The sequence below is a fragment of the Maricaulis sp. genome (assembly GCF_048268525.1).
In the GTDB taxonomy this organism is placed as follows: Bacteria; Pseudomonadota; Alphaproteobacteria; order Caulobacterales; family Maricaulaceae; genus Maricaulis.
On the sequence record NZ_JBLWVH010000001.1, the window covers coordinates 221,982 to 247,709 of the forward strand.

Sequence of the window (25,728 nt, forward strand, 5' to 3'; positions counted from 1 at the left end):
TTACTCGGCCGGTTCGACATGATCGTCGCGCTTGATACGACGCGCCTGACGGGACGAACCAGCGTGCTCCTCCTGCCAGGAAGACCGGTGGTTGGCCGGCGCCACCTCGACTGCGGTGACCTTGTATTCCGGGCAGCTGGTCGCCCAGTCGGAATTCTCGGTCGTCACCACATTGGCGCCGGTTTCAGGGTGGTGGAAGGTTGTATAGACGACGCCGGGCGCCATGCGCTCGGAATGGCGGGCGCGCAGGGTGGTCTCGCCCTTGCGGCTGCGCACCGAGACCCAGTGCCCGTCCCGAATTCCTCGCGCTTCGGCATCGCTGGGATGCAGTTCCAGCACATCCTCGTCATGCCAGCGGGCATTCTCGGTCCGCCGCGACTGGGCGCCGACATTGTACTGGCTGAGTATGCGCCCGGTTGTCAGGATCAGCGGGAATTTGCGGTTGGTCCGCTCGGTCGTCGGCACGAATTCGGTGACAACGAAATGCCCCTTGCCTCGCACGAAGCCGTCAACATGCATGATCGGCGTGCCCAGTGGTGCGGCCTCGTTGCAGGGCCATTGCACACTGCCATCGCGATCCAGCCGCGCATGGGAGACATCGGCGAAAGTCGGCGTCAGGGCGGCGATCTCGTCCATGATCTCGGCGCTGCTTGAGAAAGCTGTCTCACCGTATCCCATCGCCTGGGTCAGGGCCTGGGTGACCTCCCATTCGGCCATCCCGGTCTTGACGGGAATGGCCGGGCGAACCCGGTTGATCCGGCGCTCGGCATTGATGAAACAGCCATCCTTCTCGAGGAAGGAGGTGCCGGGCAGGAAGACGTGGGCGAAGCGGGCGGTCTCGTTGAGGAAAAGGTCCTGCACGATCAGGATGTCCAGCGCCCGCAGGGCCGCCTCGACATGCTGGGTGTTCGGGTCGGACTGGGCAATGTCCTCGCCCTGCACATAGAGCCCCTTGAAGGTCCCGCCGCAGGCCTCGTCGAACATGTTGGGAATGCGCAGGCCTGGCTCGGCGTCCTGGGGGCGTTTCCATGCCGTTTCGAAAATCGCCCGGGTCGCATCATCGCTGACATGGCGGTAGCCGGGGAATTCATGCGGGAAGGAGCCCATGTCGCATGAGCCCTGGACATTGTTCTGGCCGCGCAGCGGGTTCACGCCAACGCCGCGCCGCCCGATATTGCCCGTCGCCATCGCCAGATTGGCCATGCCCATGACCATGGTCGAGCCCTGGCTGTGTTCGGTCACGCCCAGCCCGTAATAGATCGCCGCCTTGCCGCCGCCGGCATAGAGACGGGCCGCTGCGCGGATGTCGTCCGCCGGTACACCGGTGATCGCGGCCGCGGCTTCCGGCGAGTTCGCGTCGTCTCGGATGAAGTCGAGCCAGTCGGCGAAGCTGTCGGTCTCGCAGCGCTCGGCGATGAAGGCCTCGTCCAGCAGGCCTTCGCTGGCGGCGACATGGGCGAGTGCATTGACCAGGGCGACATTGGTTCCGGGCTGCAGCGCCAGATGGTGCGCCGCTTCGATATGCGGTGTGCGAACGAGGTCAATGGCGCGCGGGTCGGCGATAATCAGCCTGGCGCCCTCGCGCAGGCGACGCTTCATCTGCGAGGCGAAAACCGGATGCGCGTCGGTGGGGTTGGCGCCGATCAGCAGTATGACGTCGGCTTCTTCGACACTGTCGAAATCCTGGGTGCCGGCGGAGGTTCCATAGGTTTCCTTCAGGCCATAGCCGGTCGGCGAATGGCAGACCCGGGCGCAGGTATCGATATTGTTGTTGGCGAAGGCGGCGCGCACCATGCGCTGGACCAGCCAGACTTCCTCGATCGTGCAGCGTGAGGACGAGATGGCGCCGATCGACTTGCGCCCATGCTTGGCCTGGGTCGTTTTCAGGCGATCCGCCGCGAAACCGATGGCTTCATCCCACGATACTTCCCGCCAGGGCTCGTCAATGTTGTCGCGGATCATCGGCGCGGTGATGCGGTCGGCATGCGAGGCATAGCCCCAGGCAAAGCGCCCCTTGACGCAGGAATGCCCGTGATTGGCCTTGCCATCCTTGTCCGGCACCATGCGGATGACCTGATTGCCCTTCAGCTCGGCCTTGAAGGAGCAGCCAACTCCGCAATAGGCGCAGGTCGTCTTCACCGTCCGGTCCGGCACGCCGTGCTCGACGACAGTCTTCTCCTGCAGGGTGGCGGTCGGGCAGGCCTGGACACAGGCGCCGCAGGAAACGCATTCGGAGTTGAAGAAGTCCGGGCCGCCGACCGAGATGTGCGAGTCGAAACCGCGCCCCTCGACGGTCAGCGCCAGGGTGCCCTGGACCTCGTCGCAGGCCCGGACACATCGTGAGCAGACGATGCATTTGGACGGCTCGAAGTCGAAATAGGGGTTGGAGACGTCTTTCTCCTGGCCGCCATGGTTCTCGCCGGCGAGGCCATAGCGGACATCGCGCAGGCCGACCGCGCCCGCCATGTCCTGCAGTTCGCAATCGCCATTGTCCGAGCAGGTCAGGCAATCGAGCGGGTGGTCGGAGATATAGAGCTCCATCACGCCGCGGCGCAGGCGCGCCAGGCGGTCAGACTGGGTGGTGACTTTCATGCCCGGCTCGACCGGCGTGGTGCAGGAGGCTGGCGTGCCGCGCTTGCCATCGATCTCGACCAGGCAGAGCCGGCAGGAGCCGAAGGCCTTCAGACTGTCGGTTGCACACAGTTTCGGGATCTGGGTGCCCAGGGTCGAGGCGGCCCGCATGACGCTGGTGCCCTCGGGCACGGAGACTTCAAACCCGTCAATTTCCAAACGGACGGTCCCGGCCGGCTTGCGTGGTGCCGGCGTTCCGAAATCAATGTCCTTGTCGAGTGGCATGAAGATCTCCTACTCGGCGGCCAATGGACGGGTGAAGTCTTCGGGGAAGCGTTCGATGGCGCTTCGCACCGGCATCGGGGTCAGCCCGCCCATGGCGCACAGCGACCCGTCGGTCATCAGCTCGCAAAGGTCTTCGACCAAAGCGAGGTTTTCGGCCACATCCTCGCCGGCGATGATCCTGTCCAGTGTCTCGCGGCCGCGTGTGGCGCCGACCCGGCACGGCGTGCACTTGCCGCAGCTCTCGATGGCGCAGAACTCCATCGCGAAGCGGGCTTGCCGCGCCATGTCGACCGTGTCGTTGAACACCACGACCCCGCCATGACCCAGCATACCACCAATCGCGGCCAGAGCCTCATAATCCATCGCGACATCCAGATCGGCGTCGGCCAAATAGGCCCCCAAGGGGCCGCCGACCTGCACCGCGCGCAGCGGCCGCCCGGACCGCGTACCGCCGCCAAACTCCTCGATCAGGGTGCGCAATGAGACACCGAAGGCCAGCTCGACAAGCGCGCCCTGCTTGATGTCGCCGGCCAGCTGGAAGGCTTGCGTGCCGCGTGACCGGTCGGTACCGAAATCCCGATAGGCTTCGCCGCCATGCTCGAGGATCCATGGCACGCTGGCGAGCGTCAGCACATTGTTGACGATGGTCGGCTGACCAAACAGGCCGGATATGGCGGGGATGGGCGGCTTGGCGCGTACTTCGCCGCGCTTGCCCTCGAGGCTGTTGAGCATCGAGCTTTCTTCGCCGCAGATATAGGCACCGGCGCCCGTGCGGACCTCGATGTCGAACCGGTCGCCAGCGGACAGGCCCTCGAACAGCCCGGCCTCGCGCCAGACCCCGATGGCGGCTTTGAGAGTGCGGATGGCGTCGGGGTATTCCGAGCGCAGATAGACCAGCCCGTGAGTTGCACCGATGGCCCGGGCGGCGATGCACATGCCTTCAATCAGGGTGAAGGGATCGCCTTCCATCAACAGGCGGTCGGCGTAGGTGCCGCTGTCACCCTCATCGGCGTTGCAACACAAATAGGTCGCGTCACCTGTCGCCTTGGCAGCGGTTTCCCACTTGATGCCGGCGGGGAAGCCGGCGCCGCCGCGTCCTCTCAGTCCCGACGTCTTGACCGCTTCGATGATGGCGTCCGGTGCCAGAGCTCGGGCCTTGGACAGGCCGGCGAGCCCGCCACCGGCCTTGTAGGTCGACAAGTCCAGCGGGTCGTCGAGGCCGCAGCGGGCAAAGATCAGGCGTTGCTGTTTGGCCAGTTGCGGGATTGTCTCGACCGGACCCAGGGCGAGCGGGTGTCCGCTGGCGGGGAAGTCGGCGGCGACGAGCGAGTCCACATCGTCGGCTGTCACCGGTCCGAAACCGAGGCGCTGGCCGTTCCGCTCGACCTCGATCAGCGGCTCCAGCCAGAACAGGCCTCGGGACCCGTTCCGGATGATGGCTGTGTCGGCGGGCAGAACATGGGCCAGGTGTGAGGCGACCTCGTCCGCGCCGACGGATCGAGCGGCTGAATCGCCTGGGACAAGAATGCGTTGGACGGTGCCGCTCATTCGCCGTCTCCAGCGCGTATGTCCAGCCCGTCCAGAGCGGCCAGGGCACGTTCGGTGGTCAACCGGCCGATCGGGCGGTTGTCCAGCATTGCCGCCGGACCCAGGGCGCAATTGCCGAGGCAGTAGACAGGGCGAAGGTCGATGGCCGTCCGGTTACCGGCGGACGCGCGGATCGCCAGCCTTGTTTCAATCTCGGCAGCCACGCTATCCGCGCCGGCTGCCTGGCAGGCTTCCGCCCTGCAGATCTTGAGGGTGTGGGCGGCCCCGGGCTGGCGGCGGAAGTCATGGTAGAAACTGACCACACCCAGCACTTCGGCGCGGCTGAGGTTGAGTGCATCAGCGATGGTGGCTATGGCGCTGTCCGAGACGTGACCAACCGTCGCCTGAAGCTGGTGCAGCACCTCAATCAGGGAGTCAGGGCGGTTCGAATGTCGAGCGCACGCCGCGCGAGCATCAGGATTATCGATTGTATCGATCAACATTGGCATGGTGTGGCGCCGACCTCCCCGATTGCCGCCTTCAATCGCACGCTATTATGACGTGACAGTGCGCGGTACCCAAATCTTCCTTGCATTGGCCTGTCGCCGGCAAACAGGCCGCTCCGGTCGGTATCGACGGCGAGCAGAACGGTCGTGAAGACAGGCCCGGGAAACGATGCTAACCCTCGACATCAGGATTTGCCTCGGGGGAGACAGCAATGTCCATGACCATGAAATCGATCTGGGCCGGTATGGCCATTGCTACGCTGGCGGCGTGCAGCCCGCCGGTTGAAAACGGAACGACCGACGAGGTTTCGTCGACCGTCCAGGGCGCACCGGAAGCCACGCGCTTCACCGTCCTTGTCGGTGGAACCGAGATCGGCGGCATGGACATCCAGCCGACCGACAATGGTTATGCGGTCGAGTTCGAATACCGCAATAATGGCCGCGGTCCGACGATCACCGAAAATGTCACGCTCGATGAGCGTGGCCTGCCTGTCGACTGGACAATTTCCGGGGCCTCGACTTTCGGCAATCCGATCGATGAGAGCTTCGAATACATCGACAGCGAGGCGCGCTGGCGCGATGCGACCGGCAGCGACCAGGCCATTCCCGATGGCGACGCCTTTTATGTGCCGCAGGATGCCAGCCCCTATTGGTTGGCGATTGCCGCCCGCGCCCTGCTGGCGCGCGACGACATGTCGATGGCGGCCATTCCGGGTGGCGAGCTGCGCCTGTCCGAGGTTGACCAGCTGAGCGTCAGCAATGGCGAGGCGAGCCGCGACGTGACAGCCTACGGCCTGTCCGGAACCAGTGAAAACCCGACCTACTTTCTGATGGACGGGCCGGCTTTCTTCGGTTTGATCACGCCCGGCTTCGCCATCCTCGAAGCCGGTTATGAGGCCGAGGACGAACGTCTGCGTTCGCTCGCAGCCGGCTATGGCGCAAGTCGCTTTGCCGAGATCCAGTCCCGCGTGGCGCATCACTATGATGGCCCGGTCCGGATCCGGAATGTCCGGGTTTTCGATCCGGAGACACTTGCCCTGGGTGAGCCGGTATCGGTTGTGGTTGACGGTGACCGGATTTCGGCGATCGACGCGCTCGATGTCGCGACACAGCCGGGTGAGACCGAAATCGACGGCGCGGGCGGGTCGCTGATCCCCGGCCTGTTCGAGATGCATGCCCATATGGGCGAAACCAGCGCCTTCCTCAATATCGCTGCCGGCGTGACCAGCGTCCGCGACATGGGCAATAATAATGAGGTTCTGGGCGAGCTGATCACCCGTATCGAGGCGGGTGAAGTGGCCGGCCCGCGTGTGCACCGCAGCGGCTTCATCGAAGGTCGCAGCCCGTTCAGCTCGAATAATGGCATCCTGGTGGAAACCGAGGCCGAAGCCGTCGCCGCCGTTGAGACCTATGCGGCCAGCGGTGACTACATCCAGGTGAAGGTCTACAACTCGATGAACCCGGACTGGATTCCGGCCGTCATCGAAGCGGCGCACGCCAATGGTCTGCGCGTTGCCGGTCATGTGCCTGCCTTCACCAATGCCGACGCCATGATTGCCGCCGGCTATGACGAGATGACCCATATCAACCAGGTGATGCTGGGCTGGGTGCTGGAAGAAGGTGAGGACACACGCTCCCTGCTGCGCCTGACCGCGCTGCGTCGCCTGCCTGCCTTTGATCTGGAAAGCGACGCGGTTCGCAACACGATCGATGCGATGGTGGCCAATGGGGTCGCCATTGACCCGACCTATGCCATCCACGAAGCGCTGCTCCTGTCGCGCAATGGAGAGGTGTCGCCGGGTGTTGTCGATTATATCGACCACATGCCGGTCGAGACCCAGCGTGGGGCTCGCAGCGCCTGGGCCGACATTGCTACGGACGAGGATGACGCCAATTATCGCGGTGCCTTCGACCAGATCACGCAGACCCTGCGCATGATGCGCGATGCCGGCGTGTTCATCGTGCCGGGCACCGACCTTGGCGGCTCTTTCGCCCACCATCGCGAACTCGAACTGTACCAGAATATCGGCATGACCCCGGCCGAGATCATCGCCTGGGGCAGCCATGGGATGGCCGAGTATCTGGGCGTGGACGACGAGCTGGGAACGATCGCTCCCGGCATGCTGGCCGATTTCTTCCTCGTGCCCGGTGATCCGACGTCAGACTTCAAGGATCTGAAGACGATCGCCCTGGTGTCGGCCAATGGTACTTTCTACTACCCGACGGAGATCTATCCGGAGTTCGGTATCCTGCCATTCACCGACGTGCCTTCGGTCAGCCAGCCGCGCTGACCGACCGGCCTCGAGCCGGGCGCTAGAGCACCTGCCCGTCATCGATGGTGATGGCGGTACCGGTAATTGATCCGGCTGCCGGGCCGGCGAGCATCAGAAGGGCGTCATCCAGTGCGGTGATGTCCATCAGGCGTTTGCGGGGCAGGCGTGCGATGGCCTTCTTTCCGCCTTCGGTGGCGAACCAGTGGGCGTTGATCTCGGTTTCGATATAGCCGGGGCAGATCGCGTTGACCGCGATGTGTTGCCGGGCCCATTCGCGGGCCAGTCCCTTAGTCATCGAGATGACGGCGGCCTTGGACGCGCAATAGGCGGTCAGGCCTGGCAGGACTGTCAGTCCGGCGATCGAGGCAATGTTGATGATCCGTGCCTCACCCGCTTCGGCGACGCCGGAGGCCAGCATGCATCTGGCCGCTTCGCGGGCGCCGAAATAGACGGCACGGGTGTTGACGGCGAAGGTCTGGTCGAAATGCTCCGGCGTGATGTCCAGAGCCATGCCTTCGCCTCCAACACCGGCATTATTGATCATCACCTGCAGCGGACCCAGTTCCGCCTCGGCCCGATCGAGTGCCGGTCCGATGGCCTCGGCGTCCGTGACATCCAGGGCAATCGCCACGGCGTCCCCGCCGCCGGCCCGGATGGCGTCGACCTCGGTGTTGAGCCGGTCGGTGCGCCGGGCCATCAGGGCCAGCTTTGCGCCGCGTCCGGCGAGCAGTCGTGCGAAATGCTGGCCCAGGCCGCTGGATGCGCCGGTGATGGCGATGGTTTTACCGGTCAGGTCTGTCATGGCGGGTCTCCGTAGCGCGTGTAGCCCGACTGTCTGGACTGTTCCGTCGCCGGTGGAAAGACGTGGACCGGACCGCGCTGAAATCAAAGGCTATGTTAGGGGTAACATATGACGTATAGGGTTTGCCAAGAGAAGAGCCGTCGCGAGCGCCAGCACCGCGGATGGCCGACGGACTGATCTATCCGGGAGCGGGTTGAACCGGCCATGAGCAATGAACCGAGCTATCTGGTCGCCGATATCGGCGGCACGAATGCCCGTTTCGCCATCGCGCGGGGCAGTGTCTCGCGCGGCTTTGATCTCGACCAGGTGCGCCGTCTGAAGAATGAAGACTTCGAACATTTGCGTGATGCCGCCATGGCCTATCTGGAGAGTTGCGAGGGCGACCGGCCGGGCCGGGCCTGTTTCGCTGTCGCCTCGCCAATCCGCGCCGGCCGCGTGCAGCTGACCAATGCGACCTGGAGCTTCCGTCCGAAGGAATTGGGCGGTGAGCTGGGCATGGACGCGCTGATGGCGGTCAATGATTTCGAGGCCCAGGCCCGCGGAGCGCCACTCACCCCGAGCGCCGACATTGTCGAGATTTCTTCGGGGCGGCCGGTTGCAGGAACGCCGGTGGCCGTACTGGGGCCGGGGACCGGGCTGGGTCTGGGCCTGCTGGTGCCCGATGGCGACGCGGTCAAGGTCATCGCCACCGAAGGCGGCCATGCCGGCTTTGCGCCGCGCACAGATATCGAAATCGAGGTCGGTCGTCTGCTGGCCCGCGAATACGGTTTCGTGTCGTGGGAGCGGATTCTGTCCGGCCGCGGCCTGGTTAATATCCATCGCGCCCTGTGCCAGATCGAGGGCGATACCTGGCCTGGCCACCGTCCCGAGGACATCACCCGTGAGGCCCTGTCTGATCCGGCGTCGACCGGCGCCAGGGTGGTCGAATTTTTCTGTGCCGCGCTGGGCGGATATGCCGGCGATGTGGCGGTCCTGACCGGCGCGCGGGCCGGCATCTATCTGGGCGGCGGCATTCTTCCGCGGATCCAGGCCCTGCTTGAGGCGAGCGCCTTCAAATCCCGTTTTCTGGGCCGAGGCCCCATGACACGCTATGTTTCCGAAATTCCGATCCGGCTAATCCAGTCCGACGGCGCCGCCCTGCGCGGTGCTGCGGCGCTGGCAGAACAGGGTAGTCTCCACTCATGACCATCACACTTGAAACGCTCGTCCGCGCTGCCAGCGTGATCCCCGTTCTGACCGTCGGCGATGTCGACAAGGCGGCTCCGCTGGCCCGCGCCCTCAAGGCCGGCGGGTTGAGCGTGGTGGAAATGACCATGCGCACGGCGGCTGCGCTGGACGTCCTGTCTGCGATGAAGGCTGCCGAGCCGGACATGATCATCGGCATGGGGACGATCCGCACGCCCGAACAGGTCGCGGACAGCATGGCTGCCGGTGCCGACTTCCTGGTTTCGCCAGGACTGTCGCCACAACTCATTCCGGCGCTGCTGGCGTCGGGCCTTCCGGTCCTGCCAGGCGTCGCGACGGCAGGCGAGGCGATGGCCGCGGTCGAGGCCGGGTTCGAGATCCTGAAATTCTTTCCGGCCGAGCAGGCCGGTGGCCGTCCCTATCTCAAATCCATCGCCGGCCCCTTGCCGGACATCCGTTTCTGCCCGACCGGGTCGATCACCCGTGAGATGGCGCCGGACTATCTGGCCCTGCCGAATGTGGTCTGTGTCGGCGGGTCGTGGATTGCCACAGGCGCGATGATCGAGGCCGGTGACTGGGACACGATCACGGCGAATGCGGCAGCGGCCGCGGCGATGAAGACCTGATCCTCCAGCCCTGTCTCAAGGCAAGAAAAAAGCGGCGACCCGATGGGCCGCCGCTTTCTTTTGTCCGGCAGGAGCCGTGACTATCCGGCTTTGACGCGCTTGTGCATCTCGTCGAAATAGTCGGTGACATCCGGTCCCGGCTTGGCGGTCGCCTTGGAGACAATGTACAGCGTCACAAGACAGGCGATGAAGCCCGGCACGATCTCATACATCACGCCCGACAGCTGCAGGCCGTAGATCCAGACCAGCACCGTGACCGCACCGGCAATCATGCCGGCGATGGCACCCAGTCGGGTCATGCCGCGCCAGAACAGGCTGACCAGGATGACCGGACCGAAGGCGGCACCGAAGCCGGCCCAGGCGTTTGAAACGAGGCCAAGGATGTTGCTGTCCGGATTGAAGGCCAGCCCGATCGCCACCAGCGACACCGCCAGCACCGACAGGCGTCCGACCAGAACCAGCTCTTTCTGGCTGGCGCCGCGCCGCAGGAAGATCTTGTAGAAATCTTCCGTCAGCGAACTCGACGAGACCAGAAGCTGGGACGAGATCGTACTCATGATCGCGGCCAGGATCGCCGCCAGCAGGAAGCCGGCGATATAGGGGTGGAAAATGACCTGGGAGAGCAGGATGAAGATGGTTTCCTGATCCTGCAGCATCACCTCGCCATCGGCGAAGGCGCCAGTGGTGTCGATATTCTCCAGTTCACCCATCGTGGTGGTCGCATCGTTTGGCGCTTCCACGACCCGGGCGACATTGAGACCGTCAGCCGTCTGGATGCCCTGGCTTTTCACATAGGCGAGGCCGGCGGCACCGGTCAGCAGGGCACCGACAACGGTGATCAGCATCCAGCTCATGCCGATCCGGCGCATCACCTTCACGTCCTTGAGCGACTTCACTGCCATGAAGCGCACAATGATGTGCGGCTGGCCGAAATAGCCCAGCCCCCAGGCCATGGTCGAGATGATGCCGATCGCCGCGAGGCCGAGGCTCTCTTGCGGGATCATCGACAGATAGGGTTTCTCCCACCCGTTGACATCGACACTCAACGTGCTCAGCGCGTCGATGGTCGGACCGAAGCCGCCCAGCTGCATGATCGTCACGACCGGCACCAGTACCAGCGCCAGGAACATGATCACGCCCTGCACGAAGTCGGTCAGGCTGACCGCGAGGAAACCACCGAACAATGTATAGGCCACGACCACGCCGGCGGTGACGAACAGGCCGATCTGGTAGTTGAGACCAAAGGAGGCTTCAAACAGCTTGCCGCCTGCGACCACGCCGGCCGAGGTGTAGATGGTGAAGAACAGCACGATGACGATGGCGGAGATCACCCGAAGCAGGCGCGAATTGTCGGCAAACCGTTTCTCGAAATAGTCCGGGATCGTGATCGCGTCGTCGGCTACCTCGGTATAGACGCGCAGCCGCGGAGCCACGAGCTTGTAGTTGAAATAGGCACCGATCATCAGGCCGATGGCGATCCAGCTTTCCGACATGCCGGTCAGCAGGATGGCGCCCGGCAGGCCCATCAGCATCCAGCCCGACATGTCGGACGCACCGGCCGAAAGGGCCGCGACAGCCGGGTGCAACTGGCGGCCGCCCAGCATGTAGCCGGAAACGTCATCGGTTGACTTGCGATAGGCATAGAGCCCGATCGCCATCATCAGGATGAAGTAGAGCGCCAGCGAGATAAGAGCTTCAATATCCATGGACTTGCCTTGGGTTCAGCGAAACGATGGTGGAGGATTGAGGAATTTGCCGTCTGGCTCAAGGCCAGTGGCAGTCGGGCCCGTCAGGGGCGGGTCTGACCCTCACCATGCACCAGGTATTTGAACGAGGTCAGCTGCTCGAGACCCACAGGTCCCCGTGCATGCATCTTGCCGGTTGCGATGCCGATCTCCGCGCCCATGCCGAACTCGCCGCCATCGGAGAACTGGGTCGAGGCGTTGTGCATCACGACGGCACTGTCGATCATCGCCAGGAAGCAGGCGGCCGCATCCGCGTCTTCGGTGACGATGGCGTCGGTATGGCCCGAAGAGTGGGCGGTGACATGGTTGATCCCCGCCTCGAGACTGTCGACGATCTTCACCGACAGGCAGGCATCCAGATACTCGGTATCCCAGTCCGCCTCGTCGGCCGGCTTCACGCGCGGGTCGATGGTGACGGCGGCCTCGTCGCCCCGGAATTCGCAGGCGGTCATGCGGTCGAGCAGGCGCGGCAGCAGCGTCCCGGCGACACTGGCATCAATCACTAGGCTCTCGGTGGCACCGCAGATACCCGTCCGGCGCAGTTTCGCGTTCTCGATGATGGCGGCTGCCTTGTCGAGATCGGCATCGGCGTGGACATAGGTGTGGCAATTGCCATCCAGGTGCAGCAGCGTCGGTACGCGGGCCTGGTCGCGGACCAGGGTCACCAGTCCCTTGCCGCCGCGCGGGATCACCAGATCGACGAATTGCGTGCACTGGAGCAGGTGTTTGACGGCGTCGCGATTGGCGGTGTCGATCATCTGGATCGCGTCGTCCGGAAGGTCGGCCTCACGCAGGCCTTCCTTCATGCATTCGACGATGATGCGGGTTGAATTGAGGCTCTCCGAGCCACCGCGCAGGATAACGGCATTGCCGGATTTCAGGCACAGCGCGCCGGCGTCAGCGCCGACATTCGGGCGCGACTCGTAGATCATGCCGATCACACCCAGCGGCACGGCGACACGTTCGATCCGCAAGCCATTGGGCCGGTCGATTTCGGCGAGGACGCGACCGACCGGGTCGGGCAGGGTGGCGATCGCCTCGACGGCACTGGCGACGCCTTCGATCCGCTCGCCATCGAGCATCAGACGGTCGATGAAGGCGTCCGGCTTGCCGGCCTTGCGTACGCCGTCAACATCGATGCGGTTGGCCTCGAGCAGGTCGTTTGCCCGCATCCGCAGGGCGGCAGCTGCTGCGACAAGGGCCGCATTCTTGCGCTCCGTGGATGCCGTCGCGAGAACGCGGGAGGCGGCACGGGCCTGACGGCCGAGTTGTTCGATATAGGCTTGCATACGATCTGACATGGTTTCCTTGGGGTGGAGTGTTGTTGAGAAGGGCGTGTCGCGCAATTAGCGAAGCTCGACCGCCCGGTCGTAGGCGGCGCGGGTCGTATCGCGCAGCAGCTCGTCGAGCTGGCCATCCCGGCGCAGCACATTGATGCCCGCCTCGGTCGTGCCGTTCTTGCTCATCACTGAATTGCGCAGTTCTGCGACGTCCTGATCGGAGCGGGTTGCCATTTCAATGGCGCCGCCCATGGTTTCAAGAACGAGTGAGCGGGCGGTTTCCTTCGAGAAGCCCAAAGTCTCAGCTGCTGCGATATAACTGCGCGCGATCTCGAAGACATATCCCGGCCCGCTGCCTGCGACGGCTGTCAGCCGGTCCAGCTCGTCCTCGTCGTCCAGCCAGACCGCTGTGCCGGTCGCCCGGGCCAGCTGATCGGCCAGCTCGCGATGGTGTTGTTCACAGGTCGGCCCGGCAAACAGTCCGTTGACGCTGCGTCCGATCAGGGCCGGTAGGTTCGGCATGATACGGACCACCGGGGCTTGGTGGAGGAGGTTGGCCAGAGATCCCGTCGAGAACCCGGCGGCGATCGAGACATAGCAACCGCCATCAGCCAGCAAGCCGGCATAGGCCGGCATGACATCCGGAATCTGTTGCGGCTTGACCGCGATGATGATGGCATCGAAGCGGCGTCCGGTCAGCGCGTCCGGACCGGTTACGTGTTCGGTCCCGGGCGGCAGGGCGCGCCCGCTGCGGTTCACGGTGGTGAAGCGCGCCGGCATGGCATCGAGCCAGCGCCGCAACATCGCGCCGCCCATCTTTCCGCATCCCACCAACAAAATGTCCATACCGTGTCCGCTCCATTGGTGACGACAGTCCCGGCCGGAAGTGCCTTGCTCACATGAAAATGCCCGAACCGCCGGGGCAGGTCGAGCATGATGTTGGGCGGCTTATACCAAAAACAATTTCGAATTCAAATTATATATGCGGTCGCGGCATGCCGCGCTCCTTGCCTGCGCCGTATAAGAAATTACGCCATGCACCGGCTCTTCTGAGCCATCTCACGGATATTTGGTCACGTCATGGGGTTGAAAAATTTCGAATGCTAAATAGTTTGCGCCGAATATTGGCGCCGGATTGAACAGCGGCGCGTTATCGAGGAGAACCGTGTGAGCCAGCGTCAACGCATTGTCGTCAAGATCGGATCAAGCCTGTTGGCCAATGATCGCCGACTGACACTTCGCTATGCCTTCATGAACGAATTGCTGGCGGACATCGCCCGGCTTCGTGACCAGGGGCATGATGTGGTGCTGGCGTCATCCGGTGCCGTGGCGCTGGGACTCAATGCGATCAAGACCTCGCCGGAGGAGGCGGGCGTACTCGACAAGCAGGCGGCCGCAGCGTGCGGCCAGCCGCTCCTGCTCCATGCCTACCGTCAGGTGGCCCAGGAGCACGGCTTTGATATCGCCCAGATCCTCGTGACGCTGGACGATCTGGAGGAGCGTCGTCGCTTCCTCAACACAAAGAACACGATCCAGCGTTTGTTCGAGCGCGGCATCATGCCGATCGTCAACGAGAATGACACTGTGACTACCGAAGAGATCCGGGTTGGCGACAATGACCGTCTTGCCGCGAGTGTCGCGCAGATGATCCAGGCCGATCATCTCATCATCCTGACCAGCATCGACGGGCTGTATGATCGCGATCCATCTGATCCTGAGGCGCAGTTTGTCGACACCATCGAGGACGTGACCGAGTATCTGGAAGTCACCTCCGGCACGAGTTCGCTCGGCTCGGGTGGCATGCTGACCAAGATCCAGGCGGCCAATCTGGCCCAGAATGCCGGGTGTACCACCCTGATCGCCGAGGGCACGATCGACCGCCCGGTTTCTGCGGTCCTGAGCGGCGAGCGTCGGCATACCAAATGTGTCGCCAAGGGAACGCCGGCATCGTCCTGGGCAGTTTGGTTGACCAATCGCCTGCATCGCGCCGGCGGTCTCGTGCTGACGGATGCTGCCGCGGCGGCGCTGAAGACCAGCGCAACCGGGGTCAGTCACGAGGATGTGGTGAAGATCCATGGCGCGTTCACCAAGGGCGATGTCCTGCACATCTACTCGGAGAGCGGTGATGAGGTTGCGCGCGGTCTGACCAACTTCTCTTCCGACGAGACCATGATGCTGGCGCGCCACACCGATCATTCGGTCAAGGAGTTGTTGGGCTACAATGCCCGGCCGGAAATCGTGAACCGGGACAATATGGTCATTCTTGATTCCCAGCATTTGCCGTGGGATGCGCCGACCAAGTCGCTGCGCATTGTCGCCTCCTGACCTGATCTGCTGAACAGCGTACCCGAAGCTGGAAATTTGTGCGCGCGCGGTCCAGAATTGGCCTCGTGCAAAGGATCTGTTGAGGGCGCCCTGTATGGCTGAGATTGATACGTCGAAGGACGACAAGGAGGAGCGCCGGAAAGTCACGCCGGCGGAGTTGGCGGCCGGTCTGGTCCATCTTCTTGATGTCGAGGAGATCGATGTCGACCTGTATCGTGGGCGCCGCAATCCTGGCGGCCGCGGCCGGGTTTTCGGCGGCCAGGTCATTGCCCAGGCATTGAAGTCCGCCGTGGCATCGGTTGATCCCGAGCGGCATGTCCATTCGTTGCACGCTTATTTCATGCGCCCGGGCGACGAGGACTTCCCGATCATCTACCGTGTTGAGCGCGACTATGATGGTGGCAGTTTCTCGAACCGTCGCGTCATCGCCATGCAGCGCGGCAAGCCCATCCTCAACATGACGGCCTCGTTCCAGAAGCCGGAGACAGGTCTGACACACCAGGTCGACCTGGGTGACGTCCCCATGCCCGACGATCTGCCGACCGAAGTCGAGCTGCTGCGCAAGATGAAGGACCAGATTCCCGAGCCCTTCTATCGGTTCATGACCCGACCGCGGCCGATCGAAATGCGTCCGGTCGATCCCTGGTCGCCGCTTGATCCGCGCAAGCGCGAACCGCGGCGCCAGATCTGGATTCGGGCCACTGACCTGGCAACCGGCGACCAGATCATGAACCGCGCCATTCTCGCATTCGCGTCGGACATGGCGTTGCTTAGCACCTGCATGCAGCCGCACGGCGTCAGCTGGATGACCCGCAAGATGCAATCCGCCAGCCTCGATCACGCGATCTGGTTCCATGACGATGTCGATATGAGTGACTGGCTGCTCTACGACACCGACAGCCCCTGGTCCGGCGCGGCCCGTGGCTTCAATCGCGGCCAACTCTTCACCCGCGACGGCAAGCTGGTAGCGTCCACGGCGCAGGAAGGCCTGATCCGGCTGCGGGACGAGTAGGGCGCCGCGAGTCTGAGCGGTTGGCCCCATGAAAAAGCCGCACCGGATTGTCCGGCGCGGCTTTTCCATGTGTGGTGAGGGCGTTTGACTAGAGAACCTCGAACAGGCCGGCCGCGCCCATGCCACCACCGACGCACATGGTGACAACGACGTATTTGGCGCCCTGGCGCTTGCCCTCGATCAGGGCGTGGCCGACCATGCGGGCGCCGGACATGCCATAGGGGTGGCCGATCGAGATGGCGCCGCCATTGACGTTCAGCTTGTCGGCCGGGATGCCCAGCTTGTCGGCGCAATAGAGCACCTGGACGGCGAAGGCTTCATTCAGCTCCCACAGGCCGATATCATCCGATTTGAGGCCGAAGCGTTCGAGGAGTTTCGGGACGGCGACGACCGGGCCGATGCCCATCTCGTCCGGTTCGGTGCCCGCGACTGCCATGCCCATATAACGGCCCAGAGGTGCCAGGCCGCGCTTGGCAGCAAGTTCGGCTTCCATGACCACGCAGGCCGAGGCGCCGTCGGACAGCTGCGAGGCATTGCCGGCGGTGATGGTGCCGCCCTCGATGACGGTCTTCAGGCCCTGCAGGCCGGCCAGCTCGGTGGTCGGGCGATTGCCTTCATCCTTTTCGAGGAAGACCTCCTGCTGGGAGGTTTCGCCGGTTGCCTTGTCGACGACAATCTTGGTCGACTTCATCGGCACGATCTCGTCGTCGAACTTGCCGGCGTCCTGGGCGGCGGCGGTGCGCTGCTGGGATTGCAGGCCGTACTCGTCCATGCGCTCGCGCGAGATGCCATAGCGGTCGGCGACGATTTCGGCCGTCTGCAGCATCGGCATGTAGATGTCCTTGTGCATGGCCAGGAGTTCCGGGTCCGGCTGCACGCGCATTTCCTTGGTCTGCACCATCGAGATCGACTCGACGCCGCCGGCGACGACCACGTCCATGCGGTCAACAATGACCTGTTTCGCCGCGGTGGCGATCGTCATCAGTCCGGACGAACACTGACGGTCCATCGACTGGCCGGCGACTGTGACCGGCAGGCCGGCGCGCAGGGCGGCGGTGCGGCCGATCGTGTGCTGCACGCCCTGCTGCAGGGCGGCGCCGATGATCACATCCTGGATTTCAGCCGGATCGACCTTGGAGCGCTCGACCGCCGAGGCGATGGCGTGGCCGCACAGGGTCGGTGACGGGGTGGCGTTGAAGGCGCCGCGATAGGCCTTGCCGATCGGGGTGCGGGCGGTGGAGACGATGACGGCATCACGCATGATTCTATCTCTTTGCTTTGCGGAAACAGGAGCTCGCTGGGAGCCGGAATAAGGGGCGTTCGGGACTTGCGGCGGTCAGGGGTCGGGCGTTGCTGGCAGGGCGGCTTCGAAAACCCGGATTGCCGGGGCTTGCGGCGATTTGCGGCTCTGCAGCGCGTCCATTCTCCCTGTTGCGCCAACGGATATGCCGCCCGTTTTAGTCGGCGGCACGGGTGCGGGGCAAGAGAAAATCGGACCGTGTCCTCAAATTTGGTCAGCGGCTGAAGATTTCCGGATCGCAGCGATACGAAAGCGTGTTCATTCCCGGGGTCTTGCCGGTTTTCATAAAACAAGTATGCTCATACCCATCGCATGAAAACCTGTCTGTGTAGAGGTCCTGCCGGGGTCCACAGGGTCGAATGCGAGACCGGGCAGACGCCGGCAAAGGCGCGCCCGCAGGGAGGAAGCATGACCGATATTGCGGCGCCCATTGCGGCGCCACCGATCAATTATATCACCAAGCTTCTCTATGGCGTCGGATCCATGGCGTATGGCGTCAAGGATGCGGCCTTCAAGGTTTTCCTGCTCTATTTCTATAATTTCGTGATCGGCGCGCCGGCCGGGCTGGTCGGAGCGGCCATCCTTGTGGTGATGATCATAGACGCCATTTCCGACCCGATCGTGGGCCAGATATCCGACAGCTTGCGAACGCGCTGGGGGCGACGTCACCCGCTCATGTATGCCGCGGCGCTGCCGGCGGCCGGAAGCTTTCTCCTGCTCTGGTTCCCGCCGGCCGGGCTCGAGGGTGTCGGCCTGTTCTGGTATATTGTGGTCGTGGCATCTTGCGTGCGGGCCTTCATCACCTTGTATGAAATTCCGTCCTCGGCGCTCGCGCCGGAACTGTCCTCCGACTATGACGAGCGCACCTCGATCGCGAGCTATCGCTTTTTCTTCGGCTATTTTGGCGGGATCGGCCTGGCCTTCATCGCGCTCTGGTTCTTTCTGGCCGCGACACCGGAACACCCGCACGGCTATACCAATCCGGCCGGCTATGAAGCGTTTGGCTGGGCCGGCGCGCTGATCATGATCGTGTCCATTCTGGTCTCGACCCTCGGAACCCATAACCGGATCAAATATCTGCGCCATCTGCCACCGCCAAAGGTCCGCAATCCCTTCCAGACGCTCATGCTGATGGGGCGGACATTCTCCCACAAGGGCTTTCTGGCCGTGCTGGCCTTCGGCATTCTCAAATACACGGCGATCGGCATGAGTTCGGCGCTCATCCTCTATTTCGGGACCCTGTTGTGGGGCTTGGGTAACCAGGAAATGGCCCTTCTCGCGCTGGACGGGTTTCTGGGTGCCTTCCTCGCGCTTTTGGTAGCGCCGTGGATATCCAGACGCTTCGGCAAGCGCGGTGCGGCCTTCCTGCTCGCTGTCACGGGGGTTTTGCTCGCTGTCTCCCCCTATGTGCTTCGGCTTCTGGGCCTGTTCTACGCCAATGGTGACCCGATGCTCCTGCCGGCCCTCTTCGTCATCTCATCGCTGTACTCGTCCTGCGCCATTTCCTCCGCCATTCTCGTTCACGCGATGATCGGCGATGTTGCTGATGAGAGCGCCATCGCGACCGGGCGGCGGGCCGAGGGGCTGTTCTACTCGGCCAATTCCTTCATGCAGAAATGTGCCTCCGGATTTGGCGCGATGGTGGCGTCCATCATGCTGGCCATTGTCGGCATGCCCGCCAATGCTCGTACGGCAGGGGTTGATCCGGATGTCATCACCAGCCTGGCCGAACTCTACATTCCGACGATGGCGCTCTTGTTCATCGGCGGGGCGCTTTTTCTCAAATTCTACCGCATTGACCGCTCCAATCACGAATCCAACCTCGCCGCCCTCGAGGCGCAAAATGCCGCGCCGGTTGATGTGGAGCCGGTCGTGAAATGATCACCGACTACCCCCAACAGGAGCTCGCATGAGTTTGCGTAATTCCGCCTGCATCGCCGGCGCCTTCGAGCATCCCACCCGTCTTGCGCCGGACATGACCACGCCGCAGCTGCATGCCGAGTGTGCGGCCGGCGCTCTGGCCGATGCCGGCCTGTCGCTGAGGGATGTGGACGGCTATTTCTGCGCTACCGATGCGCCGGGTTTCGGACCGATCTCGATGATCGACTATCTCGGTCTCGATATCCGCCACACCGACAGTACCGAGATGGGGGGCTGCACCTATATCCAGCACGTCGCCCATGCGGCACAGGCGATTGCGATGGGCAAATGCTCCGTCGCCCTGATCACCCTGGCCGGGCGTCCACGCTCCGAGGCGGTGCAGCGCTTCCGGCCCGGTGCTCCGGAAAATGCGTTCGAGCAATGGGTCGGGCTGACCAATCACACCAGCTATGGCATGTGCGCCGCGCGTCACATGCATGAGTTCGGGACGACGTCCGAGCAGCTTGCCTGGATCAAGGTGGCCGCCTCGCACCATGCCCAACACAATCCGCACGCCATGTTGCCCAAGGTGGTGACGGTTGAGGACGTCGTGAACAGTCCGATGATTGCCGACCCGCTGCACCGGCTCGATTGCTGTGTGACGACCGATGGCGGCGGTGCATTGGTCGTGGTTTCGCCGGAGATCGCGAAGACCCTCGACCGCCCGGTCATCTCCCTTCTCGGCGCCGGCGAGGCGACCAAGGGGCCGTCCGGAGGTCTGGGCCTCGATCTGACTGTGTCGGCCGCCGCGAAGTCCGGTCCGCGCGCGTTCGAGGAGGCCGGCGTGACGCCCGCCGACATCAAATACGCTTCCATCTATGACAGCTTCACCATCACGGTGCTGATGCAGCTGGAGGATCTGGGCTTTTGCGCCAAGGGCGAAGGCGGAAAATTCGTCGCCGACGGCAATCTCATTTCCGGTACCGGAAAGCTGCCCTTCAACACCGATGGCGGCGGGCTGTGCAACAATCACCCCATGTTCCGCGGTGGCATCACCAAGGTGATCGAAGCGGTGCGGCAATTGCGTGGTGAGGCGGCTCCGGCTGTCCAGGTCCCGAATTGTGACCTCGCCGTCGCCACCGGCATTGGTGGCTCGCTCGGGGCGCGTCATGGCGCCGCCACCATCATCCTGGAGCGTCAGTCATGAGTGCGCGCAAGCTTCCCGCCCCGCAGCCCAATCCGGAAACGCAGGCCTTCTGGGACGGGCTGGCCGAAGGCGTCCTGCGGATCAGGTCCTGCGACGATTGTGGCCAGTCCCACTACTATCCCCGCCATATATGCCCGCATTGTGGATCCGAAGAGACGCGCTGGCTCGACACGGCGGGGCTGGGCGAGATCTACAGTCTCTCGGTTATGCGACGCGGCGAGGGGGCGCCCTTCGCGGTCGCCTATGTTGTGCTGGATGAAGGGCCGGCCGTGCTGACCAATCTGGTCGCCGACGATCTGGACGGTCTGGCCATCGGCCGGCGGGTGCGGTTGGCGCCGCGGCCCAGCGACGCCGACGGCGAGGGGGCCGGTCCGAACCTTCCTTTCTTCGCGCCGGCTGGAGTCTGAACGTGACCCCAGGGCCGACCAGTGAGTGAGCCGACCACCAAGCCGACGGTCCCGGTCGATCCCGAGCAGGTCTATAGCGATTTCGTGGAAGGCAATCTTCGGCGCAACTATATCGCCCACTTCACTCACGGCATGCTGGGGATGACTGGCTTCCGTTTGATCTTCGCGCCGACCTTTGTGCCCGCTTATTTGCACATGCTGACCGGTTCGCCGATTTTCGTCGGGATCGGCCAAGCCCTGATCCAGCTCGGGGCGATCGCGTCACCGGTGATGGGGGCCGCCCATATCGAGCACCGCCGTCTGGTCATGCCGGCTGCGATGACCATCGGCATCCTGATGCGGATACAATTATTGGGGCTGGCGCTGGCGGGTTGGTTCCTGACCGGGTCGGTCCTGCTCGCGGCGACGTTCTTCTTCCTGCTTCTGTTCGGCTTCTTCCTGGGCTCCCAGCGGGTCGCCTTCCAAGTGGTGCTGTCCAAGGTCATACCGGTCCGCATGCGCGGGCGATTGCAGGCTTGGCGCAATGTGGCGGGCGGTGCGATCGCCGCTGCGCTGTCCTGGTGGGCCGGTGCGCACCTGATCGAAAACAACGCGTTCGGAAATGGCTATGCGACCACCTTCATGGTCGCCTTCGTGCTGACCAGCCTCGGATTGGGTGCCTTGTGGCTGGTGATGCGCGAGCCGGAGAGTCCGACCGTCAAGGTCCGGATGGGCGTGATGGACAGGGTGCGAGAATTTCCGCAATTGCTGGTCGATCGTGACTATCGCAACTTCCTGATCGCGCAAATGCTGGCCACATCCGGCCGGATCGCAATTCCGTTCTGCATCATCCATGCGGGTCAGAAGATGGAGGTGGACGGGGCGGCCATCGGATTGTTCTCCCTGGCGTTTCTGGGGGCCGACACGCTGACCAACCTGATCTGGGGTTCCCTGGGCGACCGGTTCGGGTTTCGACTGGTTTTCATCCTGACCGTTGCGACATGGATCGTCTCGCTCGGCGTGATGGTCGTTGCTGATACGCCCTGGCACTTTCTGGTCGCCTTCTTCGGATTGGGAGCGGCAGCCTCCGGGTACATGATGAGTTCGACGACGCTGGTTCTCGAATTCGGAAACCGAGACGACATCCCCATGCGGCTGGCCCTTTCAACGACGGTCGAGACGAGCATGGCGACGCTTGGTCCGATCGTTGGTGGATTGATCGCGAGCTTTGCCGGCCTGGTCCCGGTCTTTGTCATCTCGATCGTCAGCCTGCTGGCGGCTTTGGGTGTTCTAGTTTCCGCAGTACGCGAACCGCGTCATCTGAACGCCTAGGGTCATGCCGCAGTGCAGCGACGAATTAGCCTTACCTGCTTGGGCAAACGTCTCCTATTTCCTTGACTTGCCAAATTCCGATTGATCTAATCGAATGTGCGGTATGTTCAAAAACAAAGCAGCCGCACCAGTCTGGGAGGAGACTATGACTGTTAAAGGTCTTATGCGCGCGAGCAGTGCGTTGACCGCCCTGGCCATGATGGCCGGAGCTTCGGCGGCAACCTTCGCGCAAGACGATGTTATCATCGTCACCGGTTCCGTCATTCGCGGAACGCCGGAGGACGCGGCCCTGCCGGTCGATGTCCTGTCCGCCGAAGAACTGGCCCGTCTGGGCAATCCGTCACCGGTCGAGCTGATCAAGGCGCTGCCGGTCTCGAGCGGGGTCATCGGCGACACCAACCAGTTCGATAGTCGATCCCAGGCCACCGAAGGCATGGCCTCGGTCAACCTGCGCGGTCTCAGTCCGCAAAGAACGCTCGTGCTGCTGAACAACCGGCGACTGGTGCCGGCGGGGACGGGGGTCCCGTTTGTTGATCTCAACCTGCTGCCGGCAGCGGCAATCGGGCGGATCGAAATTCTCAAGGATGGCGCGGCCGCGATCTACGGATCCGATGCCATTGGCGGCGTGGTCAATTTCATCACCCGCTCCGGCCAGGACGGTTTTCGCTTCGGCGGCGACTACTCCTTCATTTCAGATACCGATGGCGATTACACGCTTCAGGGCAGTTTCGGTCACCAGGGCGATGATTTCCGGCTGCTGATCGCGGCGGGCTATCAGCACCGCTCGGAGCTGTTGGCGATGGATCGCGACTTCGCCGTGCAGGACTTTGAGGCCAATCCGGAAGGTGGCTGGACGGGCGGCGGCAACCCCGCAACCTTCCTGCCGCTGGGTGTTATCCCCGGCGTCGGCGTGGCCCCGATCGGTGGCCTTCGGGCAGACCCGGATTGTGCCGCCTTGGGCGGCTTCGTGACGGCGGCCAACTGGTGCCGGACGCAATACACAGGCTTTGACGCGCTGGTCGAAGAAGAGGATCGATACCAGCTCTGGGCCGAGATGGGGATCGACCTCACCGACAATGTCGAGTGGGAGATGAGCATCCTGTTCGGCCATGACGAGGTGCCGCACTATCGGACCTCGCCGATGTATCTGCTGACCCAGTCGCCGTCGGTCAGCGTCGGTGGGTCACCGAGCGGCTTCATCGTTCCCGGAAACAATCCGGGCTTCATCCAGATGGTCACGGAAAACCCCGGCATCGTGCCGGCGGGAACGGTCGCGGCCCTGTTCCCCACTCTGTTGTTCCGCCCGCTTCTCACCGGCGGCAACCCGGCCTTTGCCGGACACCCGGACGATCTGGGGTCGGCGACGGGCCTGCGTGAAAACGAGAGCTTCCGGATTTCCACCGGGCTGAACGGTGAGCTGAACGACACCACATCGTTCGACGTCAACGTCACCTATCACCGCTATGAGCGCTTCTATGACGGCTATGACAGCTTCGGCGATCGGGTCCAGCTGGCGCTGGGTGGCCTGGGCGGACCGAATTGTAATCCGGCCACCGGTACACCGGGTGTTGGCGATTGCATGTGGTACAACCCGTTCGGAAACCAGGCGCCGGCCAATGCTGTCACCGGGGTCGAGCGGCCGGGTGCCGAGCCCAACCAGAACAGTGCCGAACTGATCAACTGGTTCTTCGTGCGCGGAACAACCACACTGGAAACCGAGCTCTTCGTCGCCGAAGCCACGCTGAGCGGTGAAACCGGCTGGGAGCTCGCGGGCGGACCTGTGCTTTATGGGTTTGGTGGTCAGTACAGGCGGGAGACCTATTCCGCCGCCTATGGCGACAACAACAATATTGCCGTCAATCCGTGTCGCGACACTCCGGTCTCGGGCAATACGACCTGTGATCCGCAAACAGGCGCCTGGGCCTTCCTTGGATCCAATGCCGACAGTGATGCCGATGGCGATGTCTATGCCATCTTCGGCGAGCTGCAGCTTCCCGTGACGGATGACTTCAATGTCCAGCTGGCGGCGCGCTATGAAGACTATGGTGGTCAGACCGGTTCGACCTTTGACCCGAAAGTGACGGCTCGCTGGCAGATTTCCGAGGGCTTTGCCCTGCGCGGCTCCGCCGGAACAACCTTCCGCGGGCCACCGGCCCAGCAGACGGTCAACTCCAACGTCACTTCATTGCAGGTGATTGCATCGAGCTTCCGGCCTGTCGACGTCTTCGGCAATCCGGCTCTGGCCCCGGAATCGGCGACCAACTACTCCATAGGCGCGCTGTTTTCGACCGACAACTTCACGGCCAGCGTGGACTATTTCCGGTACGAAATTCAGGACACCATCAATACCGAGCCGCTGTCGGGCATGGTCGCCACCCTCTTTGCCGATCCGGCGAATTGTACCGATCCGGCATTCGACGGTCTGCGTGAGCGCTTCCAGTTCAATGATGGCGGCGGCGTTGCCGGTGCCGGTACCTGTGCGGCAGCCAATATCGCGCGGGTACGCACTGAAGTGGTCAATGGTGGGGACCTGACCAGCTCAGGGGTCGATTTCATTCTCAACTATGATTTCGGGGATGTTCTGGGCGGCACGCTCAATGCCGGAATCACCGCCACCTACATGCTCGGCAATGAGCTGGGTGATGAGACGGTTGAGGGCGTTGTGGTCCAGCAGGGCTTCGACGGTGTCGGCTTCATGAACTTCCAGACCACCGCCTATCCGGTGCCGGAATGGAAGGGGCGAGGCTTCTTCGAATACACGGTCGGAAACATCGATACCCGACTGACCTTTACCTATACGGACAGCTATCGGGATCAGCGCGCTGACCTGGGAACCGGGCCGTTCGCCCCGAACCCGTACATCGTCGGCAATCCGGTCCTGACGCAGGGAGGCACGATCGCCAGTCAGCTGACGACCGACTTCAACCTGCTTTATCACTTTGGTGATGCAACGACCTTCTCGTTCACGGCCATCAATCTGACCGATGAGGATCCGAGCTTTTCCAGGCAGGACTACAATTACGACCCGTTCACCGGAAATCCGGTCGGCCGGGTGATCCGGGTCGGATTCAATACCGAATTCTGATCCGGCAAGGTGAGAAACGAAAAGGGCTCCGACTGAAAGGTCGGGGCCCTTTTTAGTGGATTGGGCTTCGCGCTCCGGGGCCTCTCCCCGGTCGAGGAGGGGCGGGTTATCCCCCGCACAACGCACACAAATCGTCATCCTGACGAAGGTCAGGACCTAGTCTCGCAGGCGCGATTTCACCAATTTTGGCAACGGCTTCGCGTCGCAGTCTGGGTCCCGATTGCCATCGGGATGACGGTGTGTAGGGTGGGGACAGAGACAAACTTATCCCCACCCCTACCAGCCAGGCGATAATGCCTTTGGTTTTCGGGACGGGAGGCGCGAGCTCAGTCACTTGTGCCCGGAAGCGAGCGGAGCCTGTCCGCGCCTTGGATGTGACACTCCAAAGCTCCGGCAGGGCGTGCGACCAGGTCGCGGGGCA

General features: G+C 63.2%; 18 protein-coding genes. 10 read left to right on the top strand and 8 right to left on the bottom strand.

Annotation, left to right across the window (positions count from 1 at the left end):
- Genes fdhF through ACN0X9_RS00935 form a run of 3 tightly spaced genes read right to left on the bottom strand, consistent with a single transcriptional unit; the run spans window position 1 to window position 4,805 of the window.
- Window positions 1-2,856, bottom strand: a complete 2,856-nt coding sequence (gene fdhF / locus ACN0X9_RS00925; RefSeq protein WP_417485757.1) for a formate dehydrogenase subunit alpha — start codon at window positions 2,854-2,856, stop codon at window positions 1-3.
- A gap of 9 nt (window positions 2,857-2,865) precedes the next feature.
- Entirely contained in the window at window positions 2,866-4,404 is a 1,539-nt protein-coding gene (locus ACN0X9_RS00930; protein WP_417485758.1) for a formate dehydrogenase beta subunit, read from the bottom strand.
- Window positions 4,401-4,805 (bottom strand): NAD(P)H-dependent oxidoreductase subunit E, encoded by a 405-nt coding sequence (locus ACN0X9_RS00935; protein WP_417485759.1) that lies wholly within the window; start codon window positions 4,803-4,805, stop codon window positions 4,401-4,403. Before ACN0X9_RS00935 ends, ACN0X9_RS00930 begins: the two co-directional genes overlap by 4 nt.
- 296 nt (window positions 4,806-5,101) lie before the next feature.
- Between ACN0X9_RS00935 and ACN0X9_RS00940 the strand changes: the two genes are divergently transcribed.
- Complete coding sequence (locus ACN0X9_RS00940; protein WP_417485760.1) at window positions 5,102-7,180, top strand: amidohydrolase family protein; 2,079 nt, start codon at window positions 5,102-5,104, stop codon at window positions 7,178-7,180.
- Between the two features lie 22 nt (window positions 7,181-7,202).
- Here the strand turns inward: ACN0X9_RS00940 and ACN0X9_RS00945 are convergent, their stop codons facing one another.
- A complete protein-coding gene (locus ACN0X9_RS00945) occupies window positions 7,203-7,964 on the bottom strand; it encodes an SDR family NAD(P)-dependent oxidoreductase (RefSeq protein ID WP_417485761.1) in 762 nt (253 codons plus the stop codon).
- Window positions 7,965-8,168: 204 nt separating this feature from the next.
- On the opposite strand from ACN0X9_RS00945, the gene glk reads away from it, so the two are divergent.
- Window positions 8,169-9,149, top strand: coding sequence for a glucokinase (gene glk / locus ACN0X9_RS00950; RefSeq protein WP_417485762.1), 981 nt, complete (start codon window positions 8,169-8,171; stop codon window positions 9,147-9,149).
- Window positions 9,146-9,775: a bifunctional 4-hydroxy-2-oxoglutarate aldolase/2-dehydro-3-deoxy-phosphogluconate aldolase gene (eda, locus tag ACN0X9_RS00955; RefSeq protein WP_417485763.1), complete on the top strand. Its 630-nt coding sequence runs from the start codon at window positions 9,146-9,148 to the stop codon at window positions 9,773-9,775. Before glk ends, eda begins: the two co-directional genes overlap by 4 nt.
- An 80-nt stretch (window positions 9,776-9,855) precedes the next feature.
- On the opposite strand, the gene ACN0X9_RS00960 is transcribed toward eda, so the two are convergent.
- From ACN0X9_RS00960 to ACN0X9_RS00970, 3 genes are all read right to left on the bottom strand, one after another.
- Entirely contained in the window at window positions 9,856-11,481 is a 1,626-nt protein-coding gene (locus tag ACN0X9_RS00960) for a sodium:solute symporter family transporter (RefSeq protein WP_417485764.1), read from the bottom strand.
- An 83-nt stretch (window positions 11,482-11,564) separates the two neighbouring features.
- Entirely contained in the window at window positions 11,565-12,821 is a 1,257-nt protein-coding gene (locus tag ACN0X9_RS00965) for a glutamate-5-semialdehyde dehydrogenase (protein ID WP_417485765.1), read from the bottom strand.
- A 45-nt stretch (window positions 12,822-12,866) separates the two neighbouring features.
- On the bottom strand, window positions 12,867-13,646 hold the full coding sequence (locus ACN0X9_RS00970) for a pyrroline-5-carboxylate reductase family protein (RefSeq protein WP_417485766.1): 780 nt from the start codon (window positions 13,644-13,646) through the stop codon (window positions 12,867-12,869).
- Between the two features lie 321 nt (window positions 13,647-13,967).
- Here ACN0X9_RS00970 and proB point away from each other — a divergent pair, with 321 nt between their 5' ends.
- Entirely contained in the window at window positions 13,968-15,125 is a 1,158-nt protein-coding gene (gene proB / locus ACN0X9_RS00975; RefSeq protein ID WP_417485767.1) for a glutamate 5-kinase, read from the top strand.
- Window positions 15,126-15,219: 94 nt separating this feature from the next.
- Window positions 15,220-16,137 carry an acyl-CoA thioesterase gene (locus ACN0X9_RS00980; protein ID WP_417485768.1) on the top strand — a complete coding sequence of 306 codons (918 nt, stop codon included), beginning with the start codon at window positions 15,220-15,222 and terminating at the stop codon, window positions 16,135-16,137.
- An 88-nt stretch (window positions 16,138-16,225) separates the two neighbouring features.
- On the opposite strand, the gene ACN0X9_RS00985 is transcribed toward ACN0X9_RS00980, so the two are convergent.
- On the bottom strand, window positions 16,226-17,398 hold the full coding sequence (locus ACN0X9_RS00985) for an acetyl-CoA C-acyltransferase (RefSeq protein ID WP_417485769.1): 1,173 nt from the start codon (window positions 17,396-17,398) through the stop codon (window positions 16,226-16,228).
- A 447-nt stretch (window positions 17,399-17,845) separates the two neighbouring features.
- Between ACN0X9_RS00985 and ACN0X9_RS00990 the strand changes: the two genes are divergently transcribed.
- From ACN0X9_RS00990 to ACN0X9_RS01010, 5 genes are all read left to right on the top strand, one after another.
- Window positions 17,846-19,318, top strand: coding sequence for an MFS transporter (locus ACN0X9_RS00990; protein ID WP_417485770.1), 1,473 nt, complete (start codon window positions 17,846-17,848; stop codon window positions 19,316-19,318).
- A gap of 28 nt (window positions 19,319-19,346) precedes the next feature.
- Window positions 19,347-20,504 carry a thiolase domain-containing protein gene (locus ACN0X9_RS00995; RefSeq protein WP_417485771.1) on the top strand — a complete coding sequence of 386 codons (1,158 nt, stop codon included), beginning with the start codon at window positions 19,347-19,349 and terminating at the stop codon, window positions 20,502-20,504.
- Complete coding sequence (locus ACN0X9_RS01000) at window positions 20,501-20,911, top strand: Zn-ribbon domain-containing OB-fold protein (protein WP_417485772.1); 411 nt, start codon at window positions 20,501-20,503, stop codon at window positions 20,909-20,911. The genes ACN0X9_RS00995 and ACN0X9_RS01000 overlap by 4 nt, the downstream gene beginning before the upstream one ends.
- A 21-nt stretch (window positions 20,912-20,932) precedes the next feature.
- Window positions 20,933-22,222 (top strand): MFS transporter, encoded by a 1,290-nt coding sequence (locus tag ACN0X9_RS01005; RefSeq protein ID WP_417485773.1) that lies wholly within the window; start codon window positions 20,933-20,935, stop codon window positions 22,220-22,222.
- A 145-nt stretch (window positions 22,223-22,367) separates the two neighbouring features.
- Window positions 22,368-25,307 (top strand): TonB-dependent receptor plug domain-containing protein, encoded by a 2,940-nt coding sequence (locus tag ACN0X9_RS01010; RefSeq protein WP_417485774.1) that lies wholly within the window; start codon window positions 22,368-22,370, stop codon window positions 25,305-25,307.
- Window positions 25,308-25,728 lie beyond the last annotated feature (421 nt).